This window comes from Microbacterium sp. Cr-K32 (assembly GCF_000708345.1).
Classification (GTDB): Bacteria; Actinomycetota; Actinomycetes; order Actinomycetales; family Microbacteriaceae; genus Microbacterium; species Microbacterium maritypicum_A.
In genome coordinates this window covers 125016-143875 of sequence record NZ_JARD01000008.1, presented here as the reverse complement: position 1 = coordinate 143875, position 18860 = coordinate 125016, and the positions used below count along the sequence as shown (strand labels likewise).

19 protein-coding genes are annotated in these 18860 nt (G+C 67.5%); 1 reads left to right on the top strand and 18 read right to left on the bottom strand.

What is annotated here, in order from left to right; genetic code table 11:
* Positions 1 to 31: 31 nt before the first annotated feature.
* From GZ64_RS0102025 to GZ64_RS0101950, 16 genes are all read right to left on the bottom strand, one after another.
* Positions 32 to 385 (bottom strand): RNA polymerase-binding protein RbpA, encoded by a 354-nt coding sequence (locus GZ64_RS0102025; protein WP_017830291.1) that lies wholly within the window; start codon positions 383 to 385, stop codon positions 32 to 34.
* The gene (secG, locus tag GZ64_RS0102020; RefSeq protein ID WP_017202783.1) at positions 385 to 633 is read right to left on the bottom strand and encodes a preprotein translocase subunit SecG; all 249 of its coding nucleotides are present in this window, start codon (positions 631 to 633) and stop codon (positions 385 to 387) included. Before secG ends, GZ64_RS0102025 begins: the two co-directional genes overlap by 1 nt.
* Before the next feature lie 81 nt (positions 634 to 714).
* Positions 715 to 1506: a triose-phosphate isomerase gene (gene tpiA, locus GZ64_RS0102015; RefSeq protein WP_021201515.1), complete on the bottom strand. Its 792-nt coding sequence runs from the start codon at positions 1504 to 1506 to the stop codon at positions 715 to 717.
* On the bottom strand, positions 1497 to 2711 hold the full coding sequence (locus tag GZ64_RS0102010) for a phosphoglycerate kinase (RefSeq protein WP_021201516.1): 1215 nt from the start codon (positions 2709 to 2711) through the stop codon (positions 1497 to 1499). The genes tpiA and GZ64_RS0102010 overlap by 10 nt, the downstream gene beginning before the upstream one ends.
* 10 nt (positions 2712 to 2721) lie before the next feature.
* On the bottom strand, positions 2722 to 3732 hold the full coding sequence (gene gap / locus GZ64_RS0102005) for a type I glyceraldehyde-3-phosphate dehydrogenase (protein WP_021201517.1): 1011 nt from the start codon (positions 3730 to 3732) through the stop codon (positions 2722 to 2724).
* 115 nt (positions 3733 to 3847) lie between these two features.
* Complete coding sequence (locus GZ64_RS0102000) at positions 3848 to 4474, bottom strand: superoxide dismutase (RefSeq protein ID WP_021201518.1); 627 nt, start codon at positions 4472 to 4474, stop codon at positions 3848 to 3850.
* Positions 4475 to 4659: 185 nt separating this feature from the next.
* Entirely contained in the window at positions 4660 to 5637 is a 978-nt protein-coding gene (gene whiA, locus GZ64_RS0101995; RefSeq protein ID WP_017830285.1) for a DNA-binding protein WhiA, read from the bottom strand.
* A 67-nt stretch (positions 5638 to 5704) separates the two neighbouring features.
* Entirely contained in the window at positions 5705 to 6577 is an 873-nt protein-coding gene (gene rapZ / locus GZ64_RS0101990) for an RNase adapter RapZ (RefSeq protein WP_029258308.1), read from the bottom strand.
* 34 nt (positions 6578 to 6611) lie between these two features.
* Positions 6612 to 8516, bottom strand: a complete 1905-nt coding sequence (gene uvrC / locus GZ64_RS0101985; protein WP_029258309.1) for an excinuclease ABC subunit UvrC — start codon at positions 8514 to 8516, stop codon at positions 6612 to 6614.
* Entirely contained in the window at positions 8516 to 11404 is a 2889-nt protein-coding gene (uvrA, locus tag GZ64_RS0101980) for an excinuclease ABC subunit UvrA (RefSeq protein ID WP_021201521.1), read from the bottom strand. The genes uvrC and uvrA overlap by 1 nt, the downstream gene beginning before the upstream one ends.
* A gap of 9 nt (positions 11405 to 11413) precedes the next feature.
* The gene (locus GZ64_RS0101975) at positions 11414 to 12007 is read right to left on the bottom strand and encodes a hypothetical protein (RefSeq protein ID WP_029264949.1); all 594 of its coding nucleotides are present in this window, start codon (positions 12005 to 12007) and stop codon (positions 11414 to 11416) included.
* Entirely contained in the window at positions 12004 to 13317 is a 1314-nt protein-coding gene (locus tag GZ64_RS0101970; RefSeq protein ID WP_029264948.1) for a DUF58 domain-containing protein, read from the bottom strand. Before GZ64_RS0101970 ends, GZ64_RS0101975 begins: the two co-directional genes overlap by 4 nt.
* The gene (locus tag GZ64_RS0101965) at positions 13314 to 14285 is read right to left on the bottom strand and encodes an AAA family ATPase (RefSeq protein WP_029264947.1); all 972 of its coding nucleotides are present in this window, start codon (positions 14283 to 14285) and stop codon (positions 13314 to 13316) included. Before GZ64_RS0101965 ends, GZ64_RS0101970 begins: the two co-directional genes overlap by 4 nt.
* Positions 14282 to 14755: a hypothetical protein gene (locus GZ64_RS0101960; protein ID WP_231479807.1), complete on the bottom strand. Its 474-nt coding sequence runs from the start codon at positions 14753 to 14755 to the stop codon at positions 14282 to 14284. Before GZ64_RS0101960 ends, GZ64_RS0101965 begins: the two co-directional genes overlap by 4 nt.
* Positions 14752 to 15507: a DUF4129 domain-containing protein gene (locus GZ64_RS0101955; protein ID WP_029264944.1), complete on the bottom strand. Its 756-nt coding sequence runs from the start codon at positions 15505 to 15507 to the stop codon at positions 14752 to 14754. The genes GZ64_RS0101960 and GZ64_RS0101955 overlap by 4 nt, the downstream gene beginning before the upstream one ends.
* 71 nt (positions 15508 to 15578) lie before the next feature.
* Positions 15579 to 16022 (bottom strand): MarR family winged helix-turn-helix transcriptional regulator, encoded by a 444-nt coding sequence (locus GZ64_RS0101950; protein WP_021201527.1) that lies wholly within the window; start codon positions 16020 to 16022, stop codon positions 15579 to 15581.
* A 45-nt stretch (positions 16023 to 16067) separates the two neighbouring features.
* On the opposite strand from GZ64_RS0101950, the gene GZ64_RS0101945 reads away from it, so the two are divergent.
* Positions 16068 to 16310, top strand: coding sequence for a hypothetical protein (locus GZ64_RS0101945; protein WP_172889137.1), 243 nt, complete (start codon positions 16068 to 16070; stop codon positions 16308 to 16310).
* A 35-nt stretch (positions 16311 to 16345) separates the two neighbouring features.
* Here the strand turns inward: GZ64_RS0101945 and GZ64_RS0101940 are convergent, their stop codons facing one another.
* Positions 16346 to 16696 (bottom strand): TfoX/Sxy family protein, encoded by a 351-nt coding sequence (locus GZ64_RS0101940; RefSeq protein ID WP_021201529.1) that lies wholly within the window; start codon positions 16694 to 16696, stop codon positions 16346 to 16348.
* Between the two features lie 11 nt (positions 16697 to 16707).
* Positions 16708 to 18780 carry an excinuclease ABC subunit UvrB gene (uvrB, locus tag GZ64_RS0101935; RefSeq protein WP_021201530.1) on the bottom strand — a complete coding sequence of 691 codons (2073 nt, stop codon included), beginning with the start codon at positions 18778 to 18780 and terminating at the stop codon, positions 16708 to 16710.
* Positions 18781 to 18860 lie beyond the last annotated feature (80 nt).

Genomic DNA, 18860 nt, shown 5'->3' with positions numbered 1-18860 from the left:
TCGCGGCGGCTTCTTCGATGTCAGACCGAGGTCACTGGCCCCTGCGCTCGCGCAGCTGCGTGAGTGCGTCGTCCAGAAGCTGGACGGCTTCCTCGTCGGTACGACGCTCCTTCACGTAGGCGAGGTGCGTCTTGTACGGCTCCGCCTTCGCGAGCGCAGGAGGATTCTCCTTGTCGCGGCCGGCAGGAAGACCCGACTGCGGGTGATCGATCGTTTCCGGGATCTCCTCTTCGGGGAGACCGGCGGCGAAGTAGCGCACGGTCTCGTTGCCGAGACCGTCCCAGTACGAGACTGCGATGCGGTCGGCGTGATAACCGTGGTCCTGCTCGCCCATGGGGCCCGAGCCGACACGGGTGCCGCGGATCGCGTTTCCACCGGTAGCCATCAGATGACCTCGAATTTCGTGATGAGGCCCAGCGCGACGATGGAGACGAACCACGTCAGAGCCAGGACGACGGTGAAGCGGTTCAGGTTCCGCTCCGCGAGCCCGGAAGAGCCGACCGCTGAGGTCATGCCTCCACCGAACATGTCGGACAGGCCACCGCCGCGGCCTTTGTGCAAGAGGATGAGGAGGGTCAGCAGAACGCTGGTGATGCCCAGCACGACCTGCAGGACGAACTCGAGAATTGCCACGAGAAAGAGCCTTTCGCTGGGGCCGGAGCGCCCCCGTAACGGTCAAGTATACGGTGCAGCGGGGCCGAAGCCCCGCTGCACTCACACGCCGACGTGCTTCTCGAAGCGGATGATCGCGGCGAACTCGTCCACGACGAGGCTCGCCCCGCCGACCAGAGCGCCGTCCACATCGGGTTCACGCATGAAGCTGGCGATGTTGCCCGACTTCACCGAGCCGCCGTAGAGGATGCGCGTGCGCGCAGCCGCTTCGTCGCCCAGGACCTTCGCGATGACGGCTCGCAGTGCGGCGCAGACATCCTGCGCCTGCTGCGGGGTCGCTGCCTGGCCGGAGCCGATCGCCCACACGGGCTCGTACGCCACGACGATGTCCGCCTTCGGCGAGACGCCCTCGAGCGCGGCCTCGAGCTGGGACACCGGGACCGCACTGGCGCCGAACTTCTCGAGGTCTCCCGCTGTCTCGCCGACGCAGATCACCGGGACCAGTCCGTGCTTGAGCGAGGCCTTCACCTTGGCAGCCACGATGTCGTCGCCCTCGGAGTGGTACTCACGGCGTTCGGAGTGACCGATGATGACGTACTTCGCGTCGAGCTTCGCCAGGAATGCCCCCGACACCTCACCGGTGTACGCACCGGAGTCGTGTGCCGAGACGTCCTGCGCTCCGAGCGCGAACGGGATCTTGTCCGCGTCGATGAGCGTCTGCACACTGCGGATGTCCGTGAACGGCGGGAAGACCGCCACCTCGACCGATCCGTCTTCGTGCTTCGCGTCCTTCAACGTCCAGTGCAGCTTCTGCACGAACGCGACCGCCTGCAGGTGGTCGAGATTCATCTTCCAGTTTCCCGCGATCAGCGGGGTACGGGAGTTCACGCCCATCCGAGGACCTCCAGCCCAGGTAGTTTCTTGCCCTCGAGGAATTCGAGGCTCGCGCCGCCGCCGGTCGAGATGTGACCGAACTGGTCGTCGGAGAAGCCCAGCTGCCGCACGGCTGCCGCGGAGTCGCCACCGCCGACGACGCTGAGGCCGTCGACCTCGGTGAGCGCCTGCGCCACGGTCTTGGTACCCGCCGCGAACGCCGGGAACTCGAACACGCCCATCGGGCCGTTCCAGAACACGGTCTTCGACTCGCGGATGACCTCGGCGAAACGTGCCGCCGTCTCCGGGCCGATGTCGAGGCCGATGCCGGAGGCACCGAACGGCGTGGACTCGATCGCATCGGCTGCAGCGACTTCGTGCGCGGCATCGGCGCCGAAGGATGCGGCGACGACGACGTCGGTGGGGAGCACGAGCTCCACGCCACGCTCCGCCGCCTCCGCGATGTAGCCGCGAACGGTCTCGAGCTGGTCCTCTTCCAGGAGACTCGACGCCACGGCGTGACCCTGTGCCTTGAGGAAGGTGAACAGCATGCCGCCGCCGACGAGGATCTTGTCGACGCGCGGCAGCAGGTGCGAGATGACGCCGAGCTTGTCGCTGACCTTGGAGCCGCCGAGCACGACCGCGTACGGACGCTCGGGATTCTCGGTCAGACGGTCGAGCACGTCGAGTTCGGTCGCGATCAGCAGACCGGCCGCGGACGGGAGCAGCTCGGCAAGCTCGTAGACGCTCGCCTGCTTGCGATGCACGACCCCGAACCCATCGGAGACCAGCACATCGCCGAGCTCCGCGAGTTCGGCCGCGAAAGCCGCACGGGTGGCGTCGTCCTTCGAGGTCTCCCCCGGGTTGAACCGCAGGTTCTCGATGACGACGACTCCGCCGTCCTCGAGGGACTCCACGGCGTCCTTCGCCGACTCGCCGACCGTGTCGCGTGCGAACGCGACCGGGGCACCGAGCAGCTCGGACAGGCGCTGGGCCACCGGCTCCAGGCTGTACTTCGGGTCGGGCGCGCCGTCCGGCCGCCCGAGGTGAGAGCACACGACGACGCGGGCGCCCGCATTGATGAGTGCGTTGAGGGTCGGCAACGAGGCGCGGACACGGCCATCGTCCGTGATGATCCCATCCCGCAAGGGGACGTTGAGATCACAACGGACGATGACGCGCTTGCCCTCGAGCGACCCCAGAGTGTCCAGGGTGCGCAGAGTCATGTGTCTGAGCTTAGAGGCGCTCGGCCACGTACTCGGTCAGGTCGACGAGACGGTTGGAGTAGCCCCACTCGTTGTCGTACCAGCTGGAGACCTTGATCAGGTTGCCGCTCACGTTGGTGAGCGTCGAGTCGAAGATCGACGAGTGCGGGTTGTGCACGATGTCGCTCGAGACGATCGGGTCCTCGTTGTACTGGAGGTAGCCGGCGAGGCGACCCTCGGCAGCGGCCTTCTTGTACGCCTCGTTGACCTCGTCGACCGTCAGGTTCTCACGGTCGGTGATGAGGGTGAGGTCGACGATCGAGCCGGTCGGAACCGGAACGCGGTACGACGAGCCGCTGAGCTTGCCCTGGAGCTCCGGGAGCACCTCGCCGATGGCCTTGGCAGCACCGGTCGACGCCGGCGTGATGTTGATCGCGGCAGCACGTGCACGACGCAGGTCGCTGTGCGGGCCGTCCTGCAGGTTCTGGTCGGCGGTGTACGCGTGAGCCGTCATCATGAAGCCGCGGTCGATGCCGAACGCGTCGTTGAAGACCTGGGCGAGCGGCGCGAGGCAGTTCGTCGTGCAGGAGGCGTTGGAGATGATGTGATCGGTCTCCGGGTTGTACGTGTCCTCGTTCACGCCCATGACGAACGTGCCGTCGACACCCGTGCCCGGGGCCGAGATGAGGACCTTCTTCGCGCCGGCCTCGATGTGCTTCTTGGCGAGTTCAGCCTTGGTGAAGAAGCCGGTGGACTCGATGACGATGTCGACGCCCAGCTCACCCCAGGGGAGGTTGGCGGGGTCGCGCTCGGCGAACGCCTTGATCGTCTTGCCGTTGACGGTGATGCTCTCATCGTCGTAGCTGATCTCGGCGTCGAGGACGCCGCCCACCGAGTCGTACTTCAGCAGGTGCGCCAGGGTCTTGTTGTCGGTGAGGTCGTTGACGGCGACGATCTCAAGGTCCGCTCCCTGCGCGAGAGCCGCGCGGAAGTAGTTGCGTCCGATGCGGCCGAAGCCGTTGATACCGATCTTGACAGACACTCAGGTCTCCCTGTTTCTCGTGCACTGCACGCTGCTTTCCAGCACGCGTGAAGCGCGGGGTTTTTTGGCTGAGAGGGCGTCCCGACGAGCCGTGGCCCGTCGGGACGCGACCCGATTACGACAGTACCAGCAGGCCGTTCGTCTGCTTGCGGGCGACTTCGAGGCGCTGGGCGACGTTCTCCCAGTTCGCGATGTTCCACGCGGCCTTGACGTAGTCAGCCTTCACGTTGAGGTAGTCGAGGTAGAAGGCGTGCTCCCACATGTCGAGCTGGAACAGCGGGATCGTGCCCTGCGCGGTGTTCGACTGCTGGTCGAACAGCTGCTGGATGATCAGACGCGAGCCGATCGAATCCCAGCTGAGGACCGCCCACCCGGATCCCTGGATGCCGGTCGCCGCTGCCGTGAAGTGCGCCTGGAACTTCTCGAACGAGCCGAAGTACTCGTCGATCGCCGCCTTCAGCTCGCCCTCGGGCTGACCGCCGCCGTTCGGCGACAGGTTCGTCCAGAAGATCGAGTGGTTGACGTGACCGCCGAGGTTGAACGCGAGGTCCTTCTCGAGCTTGTTGACGTTCGCGAGGTTTCCGCTCTCGCGCGCCTCGGCGAGCTGGTCGAGCGCGGTGTTCGCACCCGTCACGTATGCCTGGTGGTGCTTGTCGTGGTGCAGCTCCATGATCTTGCCGCTGATGTGCGGCTCCAGGGCTGCGAAGTCGTAGGGAAGGTCGGGGAGCGTGTAGGTCGCCATATCGCTTTCATCCAATCCGCGCCGCGCCGCGGCGCTTGCCGATCCTCCGCGCCGCCGATGTGCGGCGTAGAGCGGACGTGATTCATCCTACTGACGACAACGCGGCGGCGCCCCCGATCCTTCCGTCGTATGACGAAAGACCCGCCGTCCGGGTGCCGGTCGGCGGGTCTTGGTCGAGAGGTGGATCAGACGTCGAGTCCGACGGGGACCGCGGCTTCCGTTCCGGGGATGCCCTCCTGCTGCGCGCGCTTGTCGGCCATCGCGAGCAGACGGCGGATGCGGCCGGCGACGGCGTCCTTCGTCAGGGGCGGGTCGGCGTGGTGGCCGAGCTCATCGAGGCTGGCGTCGCGGTGCGCCAGACGGAGTTCGCCGGCCACCTTGAGATGATCGGGGACTTCGTCGGCCAGGATCTCCAGTGCGCGCTCGACACGTGCGCACGCCGCGACGGCGGCCTGTGCGGAACGGCGAAGGTTCGCGTCGTCGAAGTTCACGAGACGGTTGACGCCGGCCCGCACCTCGCGGCGCTGGCGGAGCTCCTCCCACGCGATGGCGGTCTTCTGTGCACCCATCTCGTTGAGGATGGTGCGGATCGCCTCGCCCTCGCGCACGACCACGCGGGGCATCCCGCGCACCTCGCGCGCCTTGGCGGCGACTCCGAGGCGGTGCGCCGCACCGACGAGGGCCATCGCGGCCTCCGACGACGGGCAGACGACCTCGAGCATGGCCGAGCGTCCGGGCTCGCTCAGGGATCCTGCGGCGAGGAAGGCACCGCGCCACAGTCCGGCGACCTCGGCCCGCGAGCCGGTGGTGAGCCGGTTGGGCAATCCGCGCACGGGGCGCCGACGCTGGTCGAGCAGCCCGGTCTGACGGGCGAGGGTCTCCCCCTGCGCGATCACGCGCACCGCCCAGCGTGCGCCGTCGTTCGCGGTGCTCGACTGGACCTGGGCGATCTCGGGTCGCACACCGTAGATCTCGGCGAGGTCACGAGCGACGCGGCGCGCAAGGGTCTCCGCGTCGACCTCGGCCTCCACGGCCACGCGACCGGCGATCGAATGCAGACCACCGGCGAACCGGAGGATGGCGGTCACTTCCGCGACTCGCACCGTCGGGGGTGCATTGCGGATGCTGACCAGCTCGGCCTTGACGTCGGTGGTTAGTGCCACGACACTCCTTCACGTTCACGCGCCGGATCGCGACGCAAACGTCCAGCTTACTCGGCCGGACGGCCCGCTACTCTCGGCCCAGGTCCCGGTGACGGACGTTCACGGCGACGCCCGGGATCGCGGCGAGGCGGCGCGACAGCTCCTCCGACATGGCGACGGAGCGGTGCTTTCCCCCCGTGCAGCCGATCGCGATCGTCGAGTGACTCTTGTTCTCGCGCTGATATCCCTCGAGCACCGGCACCAGCGCCGCGGAGTAGGCGTCCAGGAATTCCATCGCGCCATCCCGGGAGAGCACGTACTCGCGAACAGTCTCGTCCTTCCCCGTCAGACCCCGCAGCTCCTCGTTCCAGAACGGGTTCGGCAGGAATCGCATGTCCGCGACGATGTCGACATCCGTCGGCAGGCCGTACTTGAACCCGAAGCTGAGCAGCGTGACCCGGTGTCGCGCCTCCCCCTCCTCGGAGAAGATGTCGGAGACCTGGGTGGCGAGCTGGTGGATGTTGAGCGTCGACGTGTCGATCACCAGGTCGGCCGCTTCGCGGATCGGCGCGAGCCGGGCGCGCTCGATGCGGATGCCGTCGAGCAGTGTGCCTTCGCCCTGCAGAGGGTGCGGTCTCCGCACGGACTCGAACCGACGCACCAGGACGTCGTCGGACGCGTCGAGGAAGAGCACGCGAACGGAACCGCGGGAGCGCAGTGCGCGCGCCACCCCGGGGAAGTCGTCGAAGAGGTTGCGTCCGCGCACATCGACGACCGCCGCGACCTTCGGCAGAGCAGTGCCGCCCATATCGGTCAGATCGAGCAGCGGACGCAGGATCTGCGGGGGCAGGTTGTCGACGACGTACCAGCCGAGATCCTCGAGTGCGTTCGCCACCGTCGTCCGACCTGCGCCGGACATTCCCGTGACGATGAGGAACTCGCCCTTCTCCCCGTCATTCATTGCTCAGTGCTCCCTCTCCCCCTCGGCCTCCAGCCTAGCGAGTGGACAGGTGCGTGTGGATGTTCTGAGCGAGCACGGGACCGATTCCCTGGACTTCCTCGATCTGTTCCGGCTCGGCGGCGCGGAGAGCGGTCACCGAACCGAAGTGCTTGAGCAGCACCTTGATGCGGGAGGCCCCGAGTCCCGGTACCTCGGCGAGCACCGAGCCGATGTCGTTGCGCCGCCTCTTGCGCTGATGCGTGATCGCGAACCGGTGCGCCTCGTCGCGCAGGCGCTGCAGAAGGTACAGGGCTTCGCTCGTACGGGGCAGGATCACGGGGAAGTCCTCTCCGGGGAGCCAGACCTCCTCGAGACGCTTGGCGATGCCGCAGACCGCGATCTCGGTGTGCCCGGCGTCGCGGAGCGCTCGGGCCGCGGCCTCCACCTGCGGCTGTCCCCCATCGACGAGGAGCAGCTGCGGCGGATAGGCGAATCGGGGCTTGCGTCGCACCGTCGCCTCCCCGACGTCTTCCGCCACGACCTCGTCGGTCGTGGGGTCGATGGCCTCGGGCTCTTCGGGACGATCGAGGTAGGCCAGACGGCGACGGAGCACCTGGTACATGGAATCGGTGTCATCGGTCGTCTCGGCGATGTTGAACGACCGGTACTGGTCTTTACGGGGAAGCCCGTCTTCGAACACCACCATCGACGCGACGACATTCGTGCCACCGAGGTGGGAGATGTCGAAGCACTCGATGCGCAGCGGCGCTTCGTCCATGCCGAGCGCCTCCTGCAGGTCGGTCAGCGCCTGGGTTCGAGCGACATAGTCGGTCGTGCGTCGCGTCTTGTGCCGGATCAGTGCCTGCTGCGCGTTGAGCGTGGCGGTCCGCATGAGGTCGGCACGCTGGCCGCGCTGCGCGACCGCGATCTCGACCTTCTTGCCGCGGCGCTCACGCAGCCACACCTCGAGTTCCGCGGCGTCATCGGGCAGTGTCGGAACCAGGATCCGACGCGGAACGTCCTGCGCCTCTCCGTAGGCCTGCTGCAGCACCTGCTCGACGAGCTCGCCGCTGGAGATGTCGATCTCCTTCTCGATGGTCAGGGCGCGCACACCACGCACCCTGCCACCACGGATCACGAAGTGCTGGACTGCGGCGGCGAGTTCGTCTTCCGCGATCCCGAACAGATCGGCGTCCTCGTCGCTGGGGAGGACCAGTGCGCTCTTGCCCAGCACGGCTTCGATCGCCGAGAGCTTGTCACGGTACTTGGCCGCTGCTTCATAGTCCATCGCCGCGGATGCCGCCAGCATCCGTTTCGTGAGCTCGCGGGTGAAACGCTCATCGCCACCTGCCATGAAGGCGACGAAGTCGTCGACCATGGCACGGTGCTCCTCGATGCTCACTGTCATCGAGCAGGGGCCCCCGCACTTGCCGATCTGCCCGGGAAAGCACGGACGGCCTGTCTGCATGGCACGCCGGTAGCTGGAGTCGCTGCACGTGCGGATCGGGAAGGCCTTGATCATCAGGTCGATGGTCTCGTGCACCGCCCAGACCTTCGGGAACGGACCGAAGTACCGTGCGCCGGGGATCTTGCGGTTGCGGGTGACGATCACTCGGGGTGCTTCGTCCGCGAGAGTCACGGCCATGAACGGGTAGGACTTGTCGTCCTTGTAACGCACGTTGAAGGGCGGATCGAACTCCTTGATCCACATGTATTCGAGCTGCAGCGAATCGACATCGGTGGGGACCACCGTCCACTCGACGGACGAGGCGGTGGTGACCATACGACGGGTGCGCTCATGCAGCGTGCGCAAAGGTGCGAAGTAGTTCGACAGACGCTGACGCAGGTTCTTCGCCTTGCCCACATAGAGCACACGGCCGGCAGAGTCGCGGAAGCGGTACACGCCGGGGTCGGTGGGAATCTCCCCCGGCCTCGGCTTGTACGACAGCACATCGGCCATCAGCTGGCCTTCCGCGCGGAGCGCCCCTCACCCAGGATCTCGCCGAGGAACAGCCCGGTGTGGCTCGCCTCGACGCGGGCGATCTGCTCCGGGGTACCCGTGGCGACGATCTGGCCACCGCCGGAACCGCCTTCAGGTCCGAGGTCGATCACCCAGTCCGCCGACTTGATCACGTCGAGGTTGTGCTCGATGACGATCACCGTGTTGCCCTTGTCGACCAGGCCGTTGAGCACCTCGAGGAGCTTGCGGACGTCTTCGAAGTGCAGACCCGTGGTCGGCTCATCGAGCACGTAGATGCTGCGCCCGTTGCTGCGACGCTGGAGCTCGGTCGCCAGCTTGACGCGCTGCGCCTCGCCGCCGGAGAGCGTCGTCGCCGACTGGCCCAGCCGCACGTACCCGAGCCCGACGTCGACGAGCGTCTTCATGTAGCGGTGGATCGCCTGGATGGGCTCGAAGAAATCGGCTGCCTCCTCGATCGGCATCTCGAGCACTTCGGCGATGTTCTTGCCCTTGTAGTGCACGGCGAGCGTGTCGCGGTTGTAACGCTTGCCGTGGCAGACCTCGCAGTCGACGTACACGTCGGGCAGGAAGTTCATCTCGATCTTGATCGTGCCGTCACCGGAACATGCCTCGCATCGGCCGCCCTTGACGTTGAAACTGAATCGGCCGGGCTGGTATCCACGGACCTTCGCTTCCGGTGTCTCACTGAAAAGCGTGCGGATGCGGTCGAACACCCCCGTGTAGGTGGCCGGGTTCGATCGCGGGGTGCGGCCGATCGGTGCCTGATCGACGTGCACGACCTTGTCGAGGTTGTCGAGCCCGGTCACCCGCGTGTGCTTGCCTGGAACGGTGCGTGCACCGTTCAAGCGCGACGCCAGCACCTGGTAGAGGATGTCGTTGACGAGCGACGACTTGCCGGAGCCGCTGACCCCCGTGACCGCGGTCAGGACGCCGAGCGGGAAGTCGGCGGTGACGTTGCGGAGGTTGTTCGCACGGGCCCCGACCACACTGAGCATCCGCTTCTTGTCGATCTTCCGCCGCTTCGTCGGCATCGGGATCTCGCGGCGACCGGAGAGGTACTCCCCCGTCATCGATGCGCTGTCATTGAGCAGCGCCGAATACGGGCCCGAATGCACGACCTCGCCACCGTTGACTCCGGCACCGGGACCGATGTCGACGACCCAGTCCGCCGCCTCGATGGTCTCTTCATCGTGCTCCACCACGATCAGGGTGTTGCCGAGGTCGCGCAGGGTGAGCAGCGTCTCGATCAGGCGGCGGTTGTCGCGCTGGTGCAGTCCGATCGACGGCTCATCGAGCACGTAGAGCACGCCGGTCAGCCCCGAGCCGATCTGCGTCGCCAGCCGGATGCGCTGCGCCTCTCCACCGGAGAGGGAGCCCGCCGAACGGCTGAGGTTCAGGTACGAGAGACCGACCTGCAGAAGGAAGTCGAGGCGGAGGCGGATCTCGCGGAGCACCTGGGCCGCGATCTTCGCTTCACGATCGGTGAGGGTGAGGGTCTCCATGAAAGCGCGCGCGTCGGCGAGGCTCAGATGCGAGACCTCGGCGATGGAATGACCGTGCACCTGCACGGCCAGGACCTCGGGCTTGAGCCGGTTGCCATCGCACACCGGGCAGGGCACCTCGCGGAGGTACTCACCCCAGCGGTTGCGCTGGTTGTCGGACTCGGCCTGCAGGTACTGCCGCTCGATGTACGGAACCACACCCTCGAAACCGGAGGTGTACCGCATCTCGCGGCCGTAGCGGTTCTTCCACTTGACGGAGACCTTGTAGTTCTCGCCGCGCAGCACGGCGTTTTGCACGTCGGAGTGGAGTTCACGCCAGGGGGTGTCCAAGGAGAAGTCGAGATCATTGGAAAGACCTTCGAGCAGACGCTCGTAGTACTGGAACAGGCCCTTTCCCTGAGTCGTCCACGGGATGATGACGCCCTCGCGGATCGAGAGGTCTTCGTCGCCGAGCATCAGATCGACGTCGACGGACATGCGCGTGCCGAGCCCCGAGCATGCAGGGCAGGCGCCGAACGGCGCATTGAACGAGAACGTGCGCGGTTCGATCTCGGTGAGAGTGAGGGCGTGCCCGTTCGGGCAGGCCAGCTTCTCGGAGAAGGTCTGCCACGCGTCGTCGCCCTCGCCGTCGACGTAGTTGATCTGCACCACGCCGCCCGCGAGCCCGAGCGCGGTCTCGACCGAATCTGTGACGCGCCCGAGGATGTCGTCGGACGCGACCAGACGGTCGACCACCACCGCGATGTCGTGCTTGTAGCTCTTCTTCAGCGTGGGCGGCTCGGCGAGCTGGATGAGGTCGCCGTCGACGATGGCCCTCGAGTATCCCTTGGCACCGAGCTCGCGGAACAGGTCGACGAACTCGCCCTTCTTCTGCGAGACGATCGGCGCGACGACCTGATAGCGCGTGCGCTCGGGGAGCTCCATCAACTGATCGGCGATCTGCTGCACCGTCTGACGCTGGATGCGTTCGCCGCATTCAGGACAATGCGGAATACCGATACGCGCCCAGAGCAGGCGCATGTAGTCGTAGATCTCGGTGATCGTGCCGACGGTCGATCGCGGGTTGCGGTTGGTCGACTTCTGGTCGATCGAGACGGCAGGGCTGAGGCCCTCGATGAAATCGACGTCCGGTCGGTCGACCTGGCCGAGGAACTGGCGCGCGTACGCGCTCAGCGATTCGACGTAGCGACGCTGCCCCTCGGCGAAGATCGTGTCGAACGCGAGGCTGGACTTCCCCGATCCGGACAGGCCGGTGAACACGACGAGGGAGTCGCGGGGAATGTCGATGTCGACGTTCTTGAGGTTGTGGACGCGGGCACCGCGGACACTGAGTTTTCCGGAGGAGGCAACGGGGACGATGGGCACCGAACAAGTCTACGAGGGGCCACGGACATTGGCTCCGCGAGGACGCTCGGCGACCGATTCCTCTCCCGCCGATCGTGCCGGCCGCGGCACATCCGAGCTCCGGACGGCTCTCAGTGCCAGCCCGACACCGAGCACGAGCATCACTGCGGCGAGCGGGGCGAGCGCCGTGATCCCCTGCTCGACGTTCGACGGCGCCAGCAACCATGCCGCGAGGACGACGGGCTGCGCCAGCAGCTGGATGATGCAGAAGCGCGACAGGCTCGGCCCCAGGACGGCGAGGGCGACACGCGAGGAGATCGGGATCACGAGGCTCAACGATGCGAGCACGTGGATCGCGTGGACGAGCAGGACGGCGAGGGCTGTGCGTCCCGGATCGGGTGGGGTCAGGAGGACTCCGAACACCAGGCACGCCGCCGCGAACCACGCCGCCAGGGACCGCGGGAGCACGACAGCGAGGACCGCGGCGATCACCGCCACGCCCTGCCACAACGGGAATGGAACGAGCACGACCGCCCCTGCCCACACCATCGCGACGAGCAGGAGCCGCACCGTGACGCCGGGCACAGCCGCCCGCACCCGGAACGAACGGAGACCGCGTCTCACCGCCGCACCGTCCGCATCCGCTGCTGACGGAGCGCCGCGAGCCGCATCGCGACGTCGACGTCCTGATCCGTCCACGCGACGACCTCTACGCCGGCATGCCGGAGCTCGACGAGGATGTCCGCGCGTTCCGCGAGCAGGGTCCGGAGCGCGATGCGCTGCTCACGGCTGAGCCGGCTCTCGTCCGGAGCCGGGAGCACGTCGACGGCGACCACGGCGTGCCCCGCCGCCCGCCAACGGATGGCGAGCTGGGCGGCGACACCGTCGAAGAACGTGGAGAGCACGAAGACGATGGATCCCGCAGACACGACCGGCGACCGGCGGTACCGGGAGTCCTCGTCACTCTGACTCGTCGCCGCGATCACGTCCCGCACCCGCGCGAGATGACGAGCACCTCCACCGGAGGGAAGGCTGAGACCTCCGGGCGACAGCGCGTGGTACGCCACCCGATCACCGACGCCGACCGCCGAAGTGGCGATGGACAGCGCGGCCTCCCGCGCGAGGTCCAGCGAGGTGACGCCTGCCCGGTCGGCATCGTCCGCTCCCCAGGCGGCGACGACGGTCCCGAGATCCTCCGCGGTGTCGACCGCGATCACCACCGAGGAATCGCTGAGGGTGGCAGTGCGTCGCACGAGCAGTTCACCCGGTCGGCGAGCGGCGCGCGCGGTCGCCCGCCAGTCGACGCGGCGCAGTTCGTCGCCGGGGGCGAACGGATGGATGTCACGGAAGTCTCCGCCCTGGCCGGGCCGCGATCCCTCATGGGCACCGTGCAGACCCCTCAATCGCGGCGCGACCGGGAGACGCCCGATCCGGACATGCCGCGGCGGTGTGTTCCACCCCAGTGCGACGCGAGGAGCAGCCTCGGTGACCCACGCGCCGTCGAGAGCGACCCCGCGCACGGTCACTCCGAGCAGCTCCAGAGGACCGGAGTGCTGCAGGCGGTTGCGCGACGTGAGGACGGAGCTCCCGACCTTCACGTCGGCGACCCCCGACCGCTGCTCCTCCTGATCGACCGCGATCTGGAGCCAGCCGCCGTCGAGGACCGCATCTGCCGCGGCGATGACCTCCGATGAGCCGTCCGAGCGCTCCGGACGTGCACGCAGCTCGATCGACAGCACATCGTCACCGGGCCGACGCAGCAGCATCCATGCCGTCGCGAGCGCGAGCGGAAGCCCGATGCCGATCACGTCGGGTCGCGAGAAGACGAGCCCTACGGCAGCGAGGATCGTCGAGCCGGCGAGTCCGATCGCGATCACGGGCGTCCGACTCCAGTGCACGGGGGCACGTGCCGTGACACGGACCTGCTCGGTCATCGCACCGCGGCCACGGTCGGCGGCACCGGCGTGGCCTCGACCACCGTCGCCACGACGGACCGGGGATCCACTCCTTGCGCCCAGGCCTGCGGCGTCAGGGTCAGCCGGTGCGCGAGCACGGGTTCCGCGATGCGCTTGATGTCGTCCGGCCGCACGTAATCGCGACCGTCCAGAACCGCGAGTGCGCGGCCGAGCAGGACGAGAGCCTGCGATCCGCGCGGCGAGGCGCCGACCGCGACATGCGTCGCATCCCGCGTCGACCTCGTGAGCTCCACGCAGTACCGGGCGACATCGGCATCGACGTGGATCCTCTCGACGGCTGCCTGGATCGCGAGGAGCCCCCGTTCGTCGATGACCGGATCGACGAACGCATCGGGGCTCTGTCGGCGTACGCGGTCGAGGATGATGCGCGTCTCATCGTCCGGCCCGGGGTATCCGACGGCGAGCCGCACCATGAACCGGTCGAGCTGCGCCTCGGGAAGCGCGTACGTGCCCTCGTACTCGATCGGATTCGAGGTCGCGATCACGTGGAACGGACGCGGTAGGGCGAAGCTGTTGCCCTCGACGGTGACCTGATGCTCGGCCATCGCCTCCAACATCGCCGACTGGGTCTTGGGAGTGGTGCGGTTCACCTCATCGGCCAGGAGCAGGCCGGTGAAGATGGGGCCGGGTCGGAACACGAACTCACCGGAGGCCGGTGCATACACATAGGAGCCGGTGACGTCGCCCGGGAGCATGTCCGGCGTGCACTGCAGGCGACGGAAACCGAGGCCGAGCGCGGACGCCAGGCTCCTCGCCGCGAGAGTCTTCCCCAACCCCGGAACGTCTTCGAAGAGCACGTGGCCACCCGCGAGGATCGCAGCGAGGGCGATCGTGAGGGGCTCGTCCATCCCGACGACGGCGCCGCGTACGCTGTCGAGCACTCGACGCCCCGTGGCGGCGATCTGCGTGGTCTCCTGGCTGCTCATCCGGTCTCCTCCGTGTCATTCGGGATTCGTTCGATCGCGTCGAGCACGATCTCGATGTCGGTGCTCCGCACTTCACGACCGTGCAGGGCGTCGCGCACTCCCCCGCCGAGCAGCGCGTCGATGCGCGCGTGATGCGTGGGATCGTCGAGGTCGAGTCCACGCAGGGCGAGTCGTCTTCTCAACACGCTCTGCACCCGGCGCACGACGACGTGCCCGGCGACTCCCGTGCGCGTGTTGATCGCCCAGGCCATGCGGGATACCTCCGAGCCGCGCGTCTTGCGGCTCGGCTTCTCGGGGGGCCAGACAGGCCCGACCTCGATGAACTCCTGTCGGCAGGCGCACACCACCGCGATGGCGAGGATCATCCAGGCGAAGACGAACGGAACCGGAAAGCCCACCTGACCGAGCAGGAGCAGGACGATCACAGCGACGGCGGCACCGACGCCCAGGACCAGGATCCGTCTCCTCATCGCCAGCCCTTCTGGATGCCGCGGAGGCACTCGGCGGCTCGGGCCCGATCGCGCTCGTCGGCGTCGTGCCCGCCGAAGCGCACCTGTTCGTAGAGGCCCAGCAGGGCGACGACATCGTCGGCGATCCCCGCACGTCGGCCGATGATGCGAACGGTGAACTCCGACGGCGTCTCGTTGACGCCGCGGCCGGCGCCGGCATCCGCCGCCGATTCCTCCAGGCCCACCCACGCCGCCACGATGCTGTCGCCGGGGAGAGGCCGACCGTCGATCGTCCTCAGCGCCTCCGCGATTCCACGCTGGATCGTCGCCTCGTCCGGTTCGACGTGGGCCGCGGGTGCGATGACGACCCGGGCATCGACCCGCGCCGCCTCGCGACGCGCGAGCGGACGGTCACGCCAGAGACCCACGAGGTAGCGGATCAGGAGTCGAAGACCGAGGTACACCATCGCGAGCACGACGGCGACGACGACCGCCGCGAGGACGTAGCCGATGATCGCGAGCAACGGCGAATCCTCAGGGGGATCGAACGGCGGTGGCGCGGTCTCCGTCGGCGCCGTCGGCAGGACGTCGTCACCTGCCCGTTCCTCGGTAGCGGTGAACCATCCTCCGAACTGCGGAAGGCCCTGTGCCGAGGCAGCGAACATGATCGTCGCGAAGAAGCCGGCTATCGCGATCAGCGGGAGCAGAAGCCCCCGCGGCCGGTCTGTCCCGGCACGCTCCCTCCCCGGGATCGAGGACTCGGGGCGCGACATGCCTCCACCCTAGGGGGCTGCTCCCCCACCTCGTGGTCGTCGATTCCCGCGAGCCGTGGGCGCACGACGCGTCAGCCGAGGTCAGGACGACGCCCCGCGAAAGGTCCGAGACCGTCCCGAAGCGCCGCGATCTCGTCGACGCCCATGCCGACCGCCGCCATGACCTGGTGCGGAACGTCGACCGCCCGGTCACGCAACGCCGTTCCCGCCGGCGTGAGCGTGATCTCCAGGCGCCGCTCGTCCTCGCTGCTGCGCTGACGCACGACCAACCCCTCCGTCTCCAGCCTCTTCACGAGCGGCGAAGCCGTCGCCGGCTCCATGGCGAGATCGATCGCCAGGTCGTTGAGAGTCCGCGGCGACCGCTCCCACAGTGCCAGCATCACGAGGTATTGGGGATGAGTCAGGCCCAGCGGCTCGAGGATGGGACGGTACAGGGCGACGACGTTGCGCGCCGCGGTCACCAGGGCGAAGCAGAGCTGGTTCTCGAGCCGGAGCAGGTCATCGGATGCTGTCACAAGGGAGACTATACATCTGCACTAATAGTTAGTACACTAATGAACATGGCACAGGATTCCGATCGCCCGCCCCTCCGTACTCGCATCCGCGACGCCGGAGGGCTGTATTCCTGGGTGAACACGAACCTCATCCGGTTCGCGGGACCCGCATCCGTCGGCCCCTACGAGAAGACTCCGCCCCCGAGCGCCGCAGAGCGCGCCGAGCGCGCCTGCCCTCTCTGCGGCGCACCGATGACGGAGCACGAGATCGACCGCACCGGGCCGAAGACCCTGGTGCACTGCCCGTAGCGGCCTCGACCTTGGCGACGGTCCCGCCCGTCGCGTCAGTTCTCTTCGGGAGCCTCGTTCGCCGAACCCGTCGACTCCCGAGCGACGTCGAGCCAGAACATGAGCGCGGTGTCGTCCTCGATGGCCCCGGCCGCCACGTCGAGCCAGCCGGAGCTCATCGTGCGCGCACCCATGACGGCCCGCGCTGCTCCGGGCTCCGTGAGCAGCGCGGCACCGTTCTCGTCATCGACGCGCACCAGAAGGACGCCACCCGGACGCGCGCCGACGAGGATGCGGCCGTCGTCGAGGAACGCCCTGGTACCGAACATCCGACGCTCTTCGATCTCGGTGTCCACGCCCAGCAACGCACGCACCCGATCGGCGAGTTCGTTCCCCGCAGCGTCCATCAGCCAGCCTCCTACGCGTGCCCGGCGCGCTCCATGGCACGGAGCTCTTTCTTGAGGTCCTGCACTTCGTCACGCAGGCGCCCGGCGAGCTCGAACTTCAACTCGGCCGCTGCCGCGAGCATCTGATCGGACAGATCCTGGATCGTGGCTTCGAGCTGCTGCGCCCCCTCGGCCGCGATGCCCGTGCGGCGCAGGTTCGGCGTGGGCGACTTGCCCTTGCCGGTGGCGCGACCGCGACCGGACAACATCTCTGCCGTGTCGGCACCCTCACGCGCCAGCACCTCGGTGATGTCGGCGATGCGCTTGCGGAGCGGCTGCGGGTCGATGCCGTGCTCTTTGTTGTACGCGACCTGCTTCTCGCGACGCCGGTCGGTCTCCTCGATCGCCTTCGTCATCGAGTCGGTCATCTTGTCGGCGTACATGTGCACCTCGCCGGACACGTTTCGGGCCGCACGACCGATGGTCTGGATCAGCGAGGTCCCCGAACGCAGGAACCCCTCCTTGTCGGCGTCGAGGATCGCGACGAGGGAGACCTCGGGAAGGTCGAGTCCCTCACGCAGGAGGTTGATGCCCACGAGGACGTCGTACACGCCGGCGCGCAGCTCGCTGAGCAGCTCGACGCGACGCAGGGTGTCGACGTCGGAGTGCAGATAGCGCACCCGCACCCCGTGCTCACCGAGGAAGTCGGTGAGCTCCTCAGCCATCTTCTTGGTGAGAGTCGTGACGAGGACGCGCTCGTCGCGCTCGACCCGTACCCTGATCTCCTCGAGCAGGTCGTCGATCTGCCCCTTCGACGGCTTCACCACGATCTCCGGGTCGACGAGACCGGTCGGGCGGATGATCTGCTCGACGATGCCATCGGCGATGCCCATCTCGTACTTGCCGGGAGTGGCGGACAGGTAGACGGTCTGACCGATGCGGTTCTTGAATTCGTCCCAGCGCAGCGGGCGGTTGTCCATGGCGCTCGGCAGCCGGAACCCGTGGTCGACGAGTGTGCGCTTGCGCGATGCATCGCCCTCGTACATCGCACCGATCTGCGGGACGGTCACGTGCGACTCGTCGATCACCAGCAGGAAGTCGTCGGGGAAGAAGTCGAGCAGGGTGTGCGGCGGCTCGCCGGGCGCGCGTCCATCCATATGGCGCGAGTAGTTCTCGATGCCGGAGCAGAAGCCCAACTGCTGCAGCATCTCGAGGTCGAAAGTGGTGCGCATGCGCAGACGCTGAGCCTCGAGGAGCTTGCCCTGCCGCTCGAACTCGGCCAGGCGCTCTTCCAGCTCGGTCTCGATGGTGCCGATCGAACGCTGGATGACATCGGTGCCGGCCACGTAGTGCGAGGCGGGGAAGATCGGCACGGCGTCGAGCTTCTCGATGACCTCTCCTGTGAGCGGGTGGAGCGAATACAGAGCCTCGATCTCGTCGCCGAACAGCTCGATGCGGATCGCATGCTCTTCGTAGACGGGGATGATCTCGATGGTGTCGCCGCGCACCCGGAAGTTGCCTCGCGAGAAGTCGACGTCATTGCGGTTGTACTGCATCGCGATGAACTGGCGGATGAGGGCGTCACGGTCGTAGCGCTCCCCCACCTGAAGGGCGACCATGGCGCGCAGGTACTCTTCGGGAGCCCCGAGTCCGTAGATGCAGGACACGGTCGAGACGACGATGACGTCGCGGCGGCTCAGCAGCGAGTTCGTCGTGGAGTGGCGCAGACGCTCGACCTCGGAGTTGATCGAGGAGTCCTTCTCGATGAAGGTGTCGGTCTGGGGCACGTAGGCCTCGGGCTGGTAGTAGTCGTAGTACGACACGAAGTACTCGACGGCGTTGTTCGGCATGAGCTCGCGGAACTCGTTCGCGAGCTGTGCGGCGAGCGTCTTGTTGTGTGCGAGAACGAGCGTCGGGCGCTGCACCTGCTCGACCAACCACGCCGTCGTCGCGGACTTTCCGGTACCGGTCGCGCCGAGCAGCACGACGTCGGTCTCTCCCGCGTTGATGCGCGCCGCCAGGTCGGCGATGGCCTTCGGCTGATCGCCCGCGGGCTCATACTCGCTGATGACCTCGAAAGGACGGACGCTGCGCGTGGGTTGCATACCTCCAGCGTATGCCGCCCCTCCGACATCGAGGCCGTCGAGAGGGATCCACCCCGGTCGCATCCATGCGCACGGCGTCG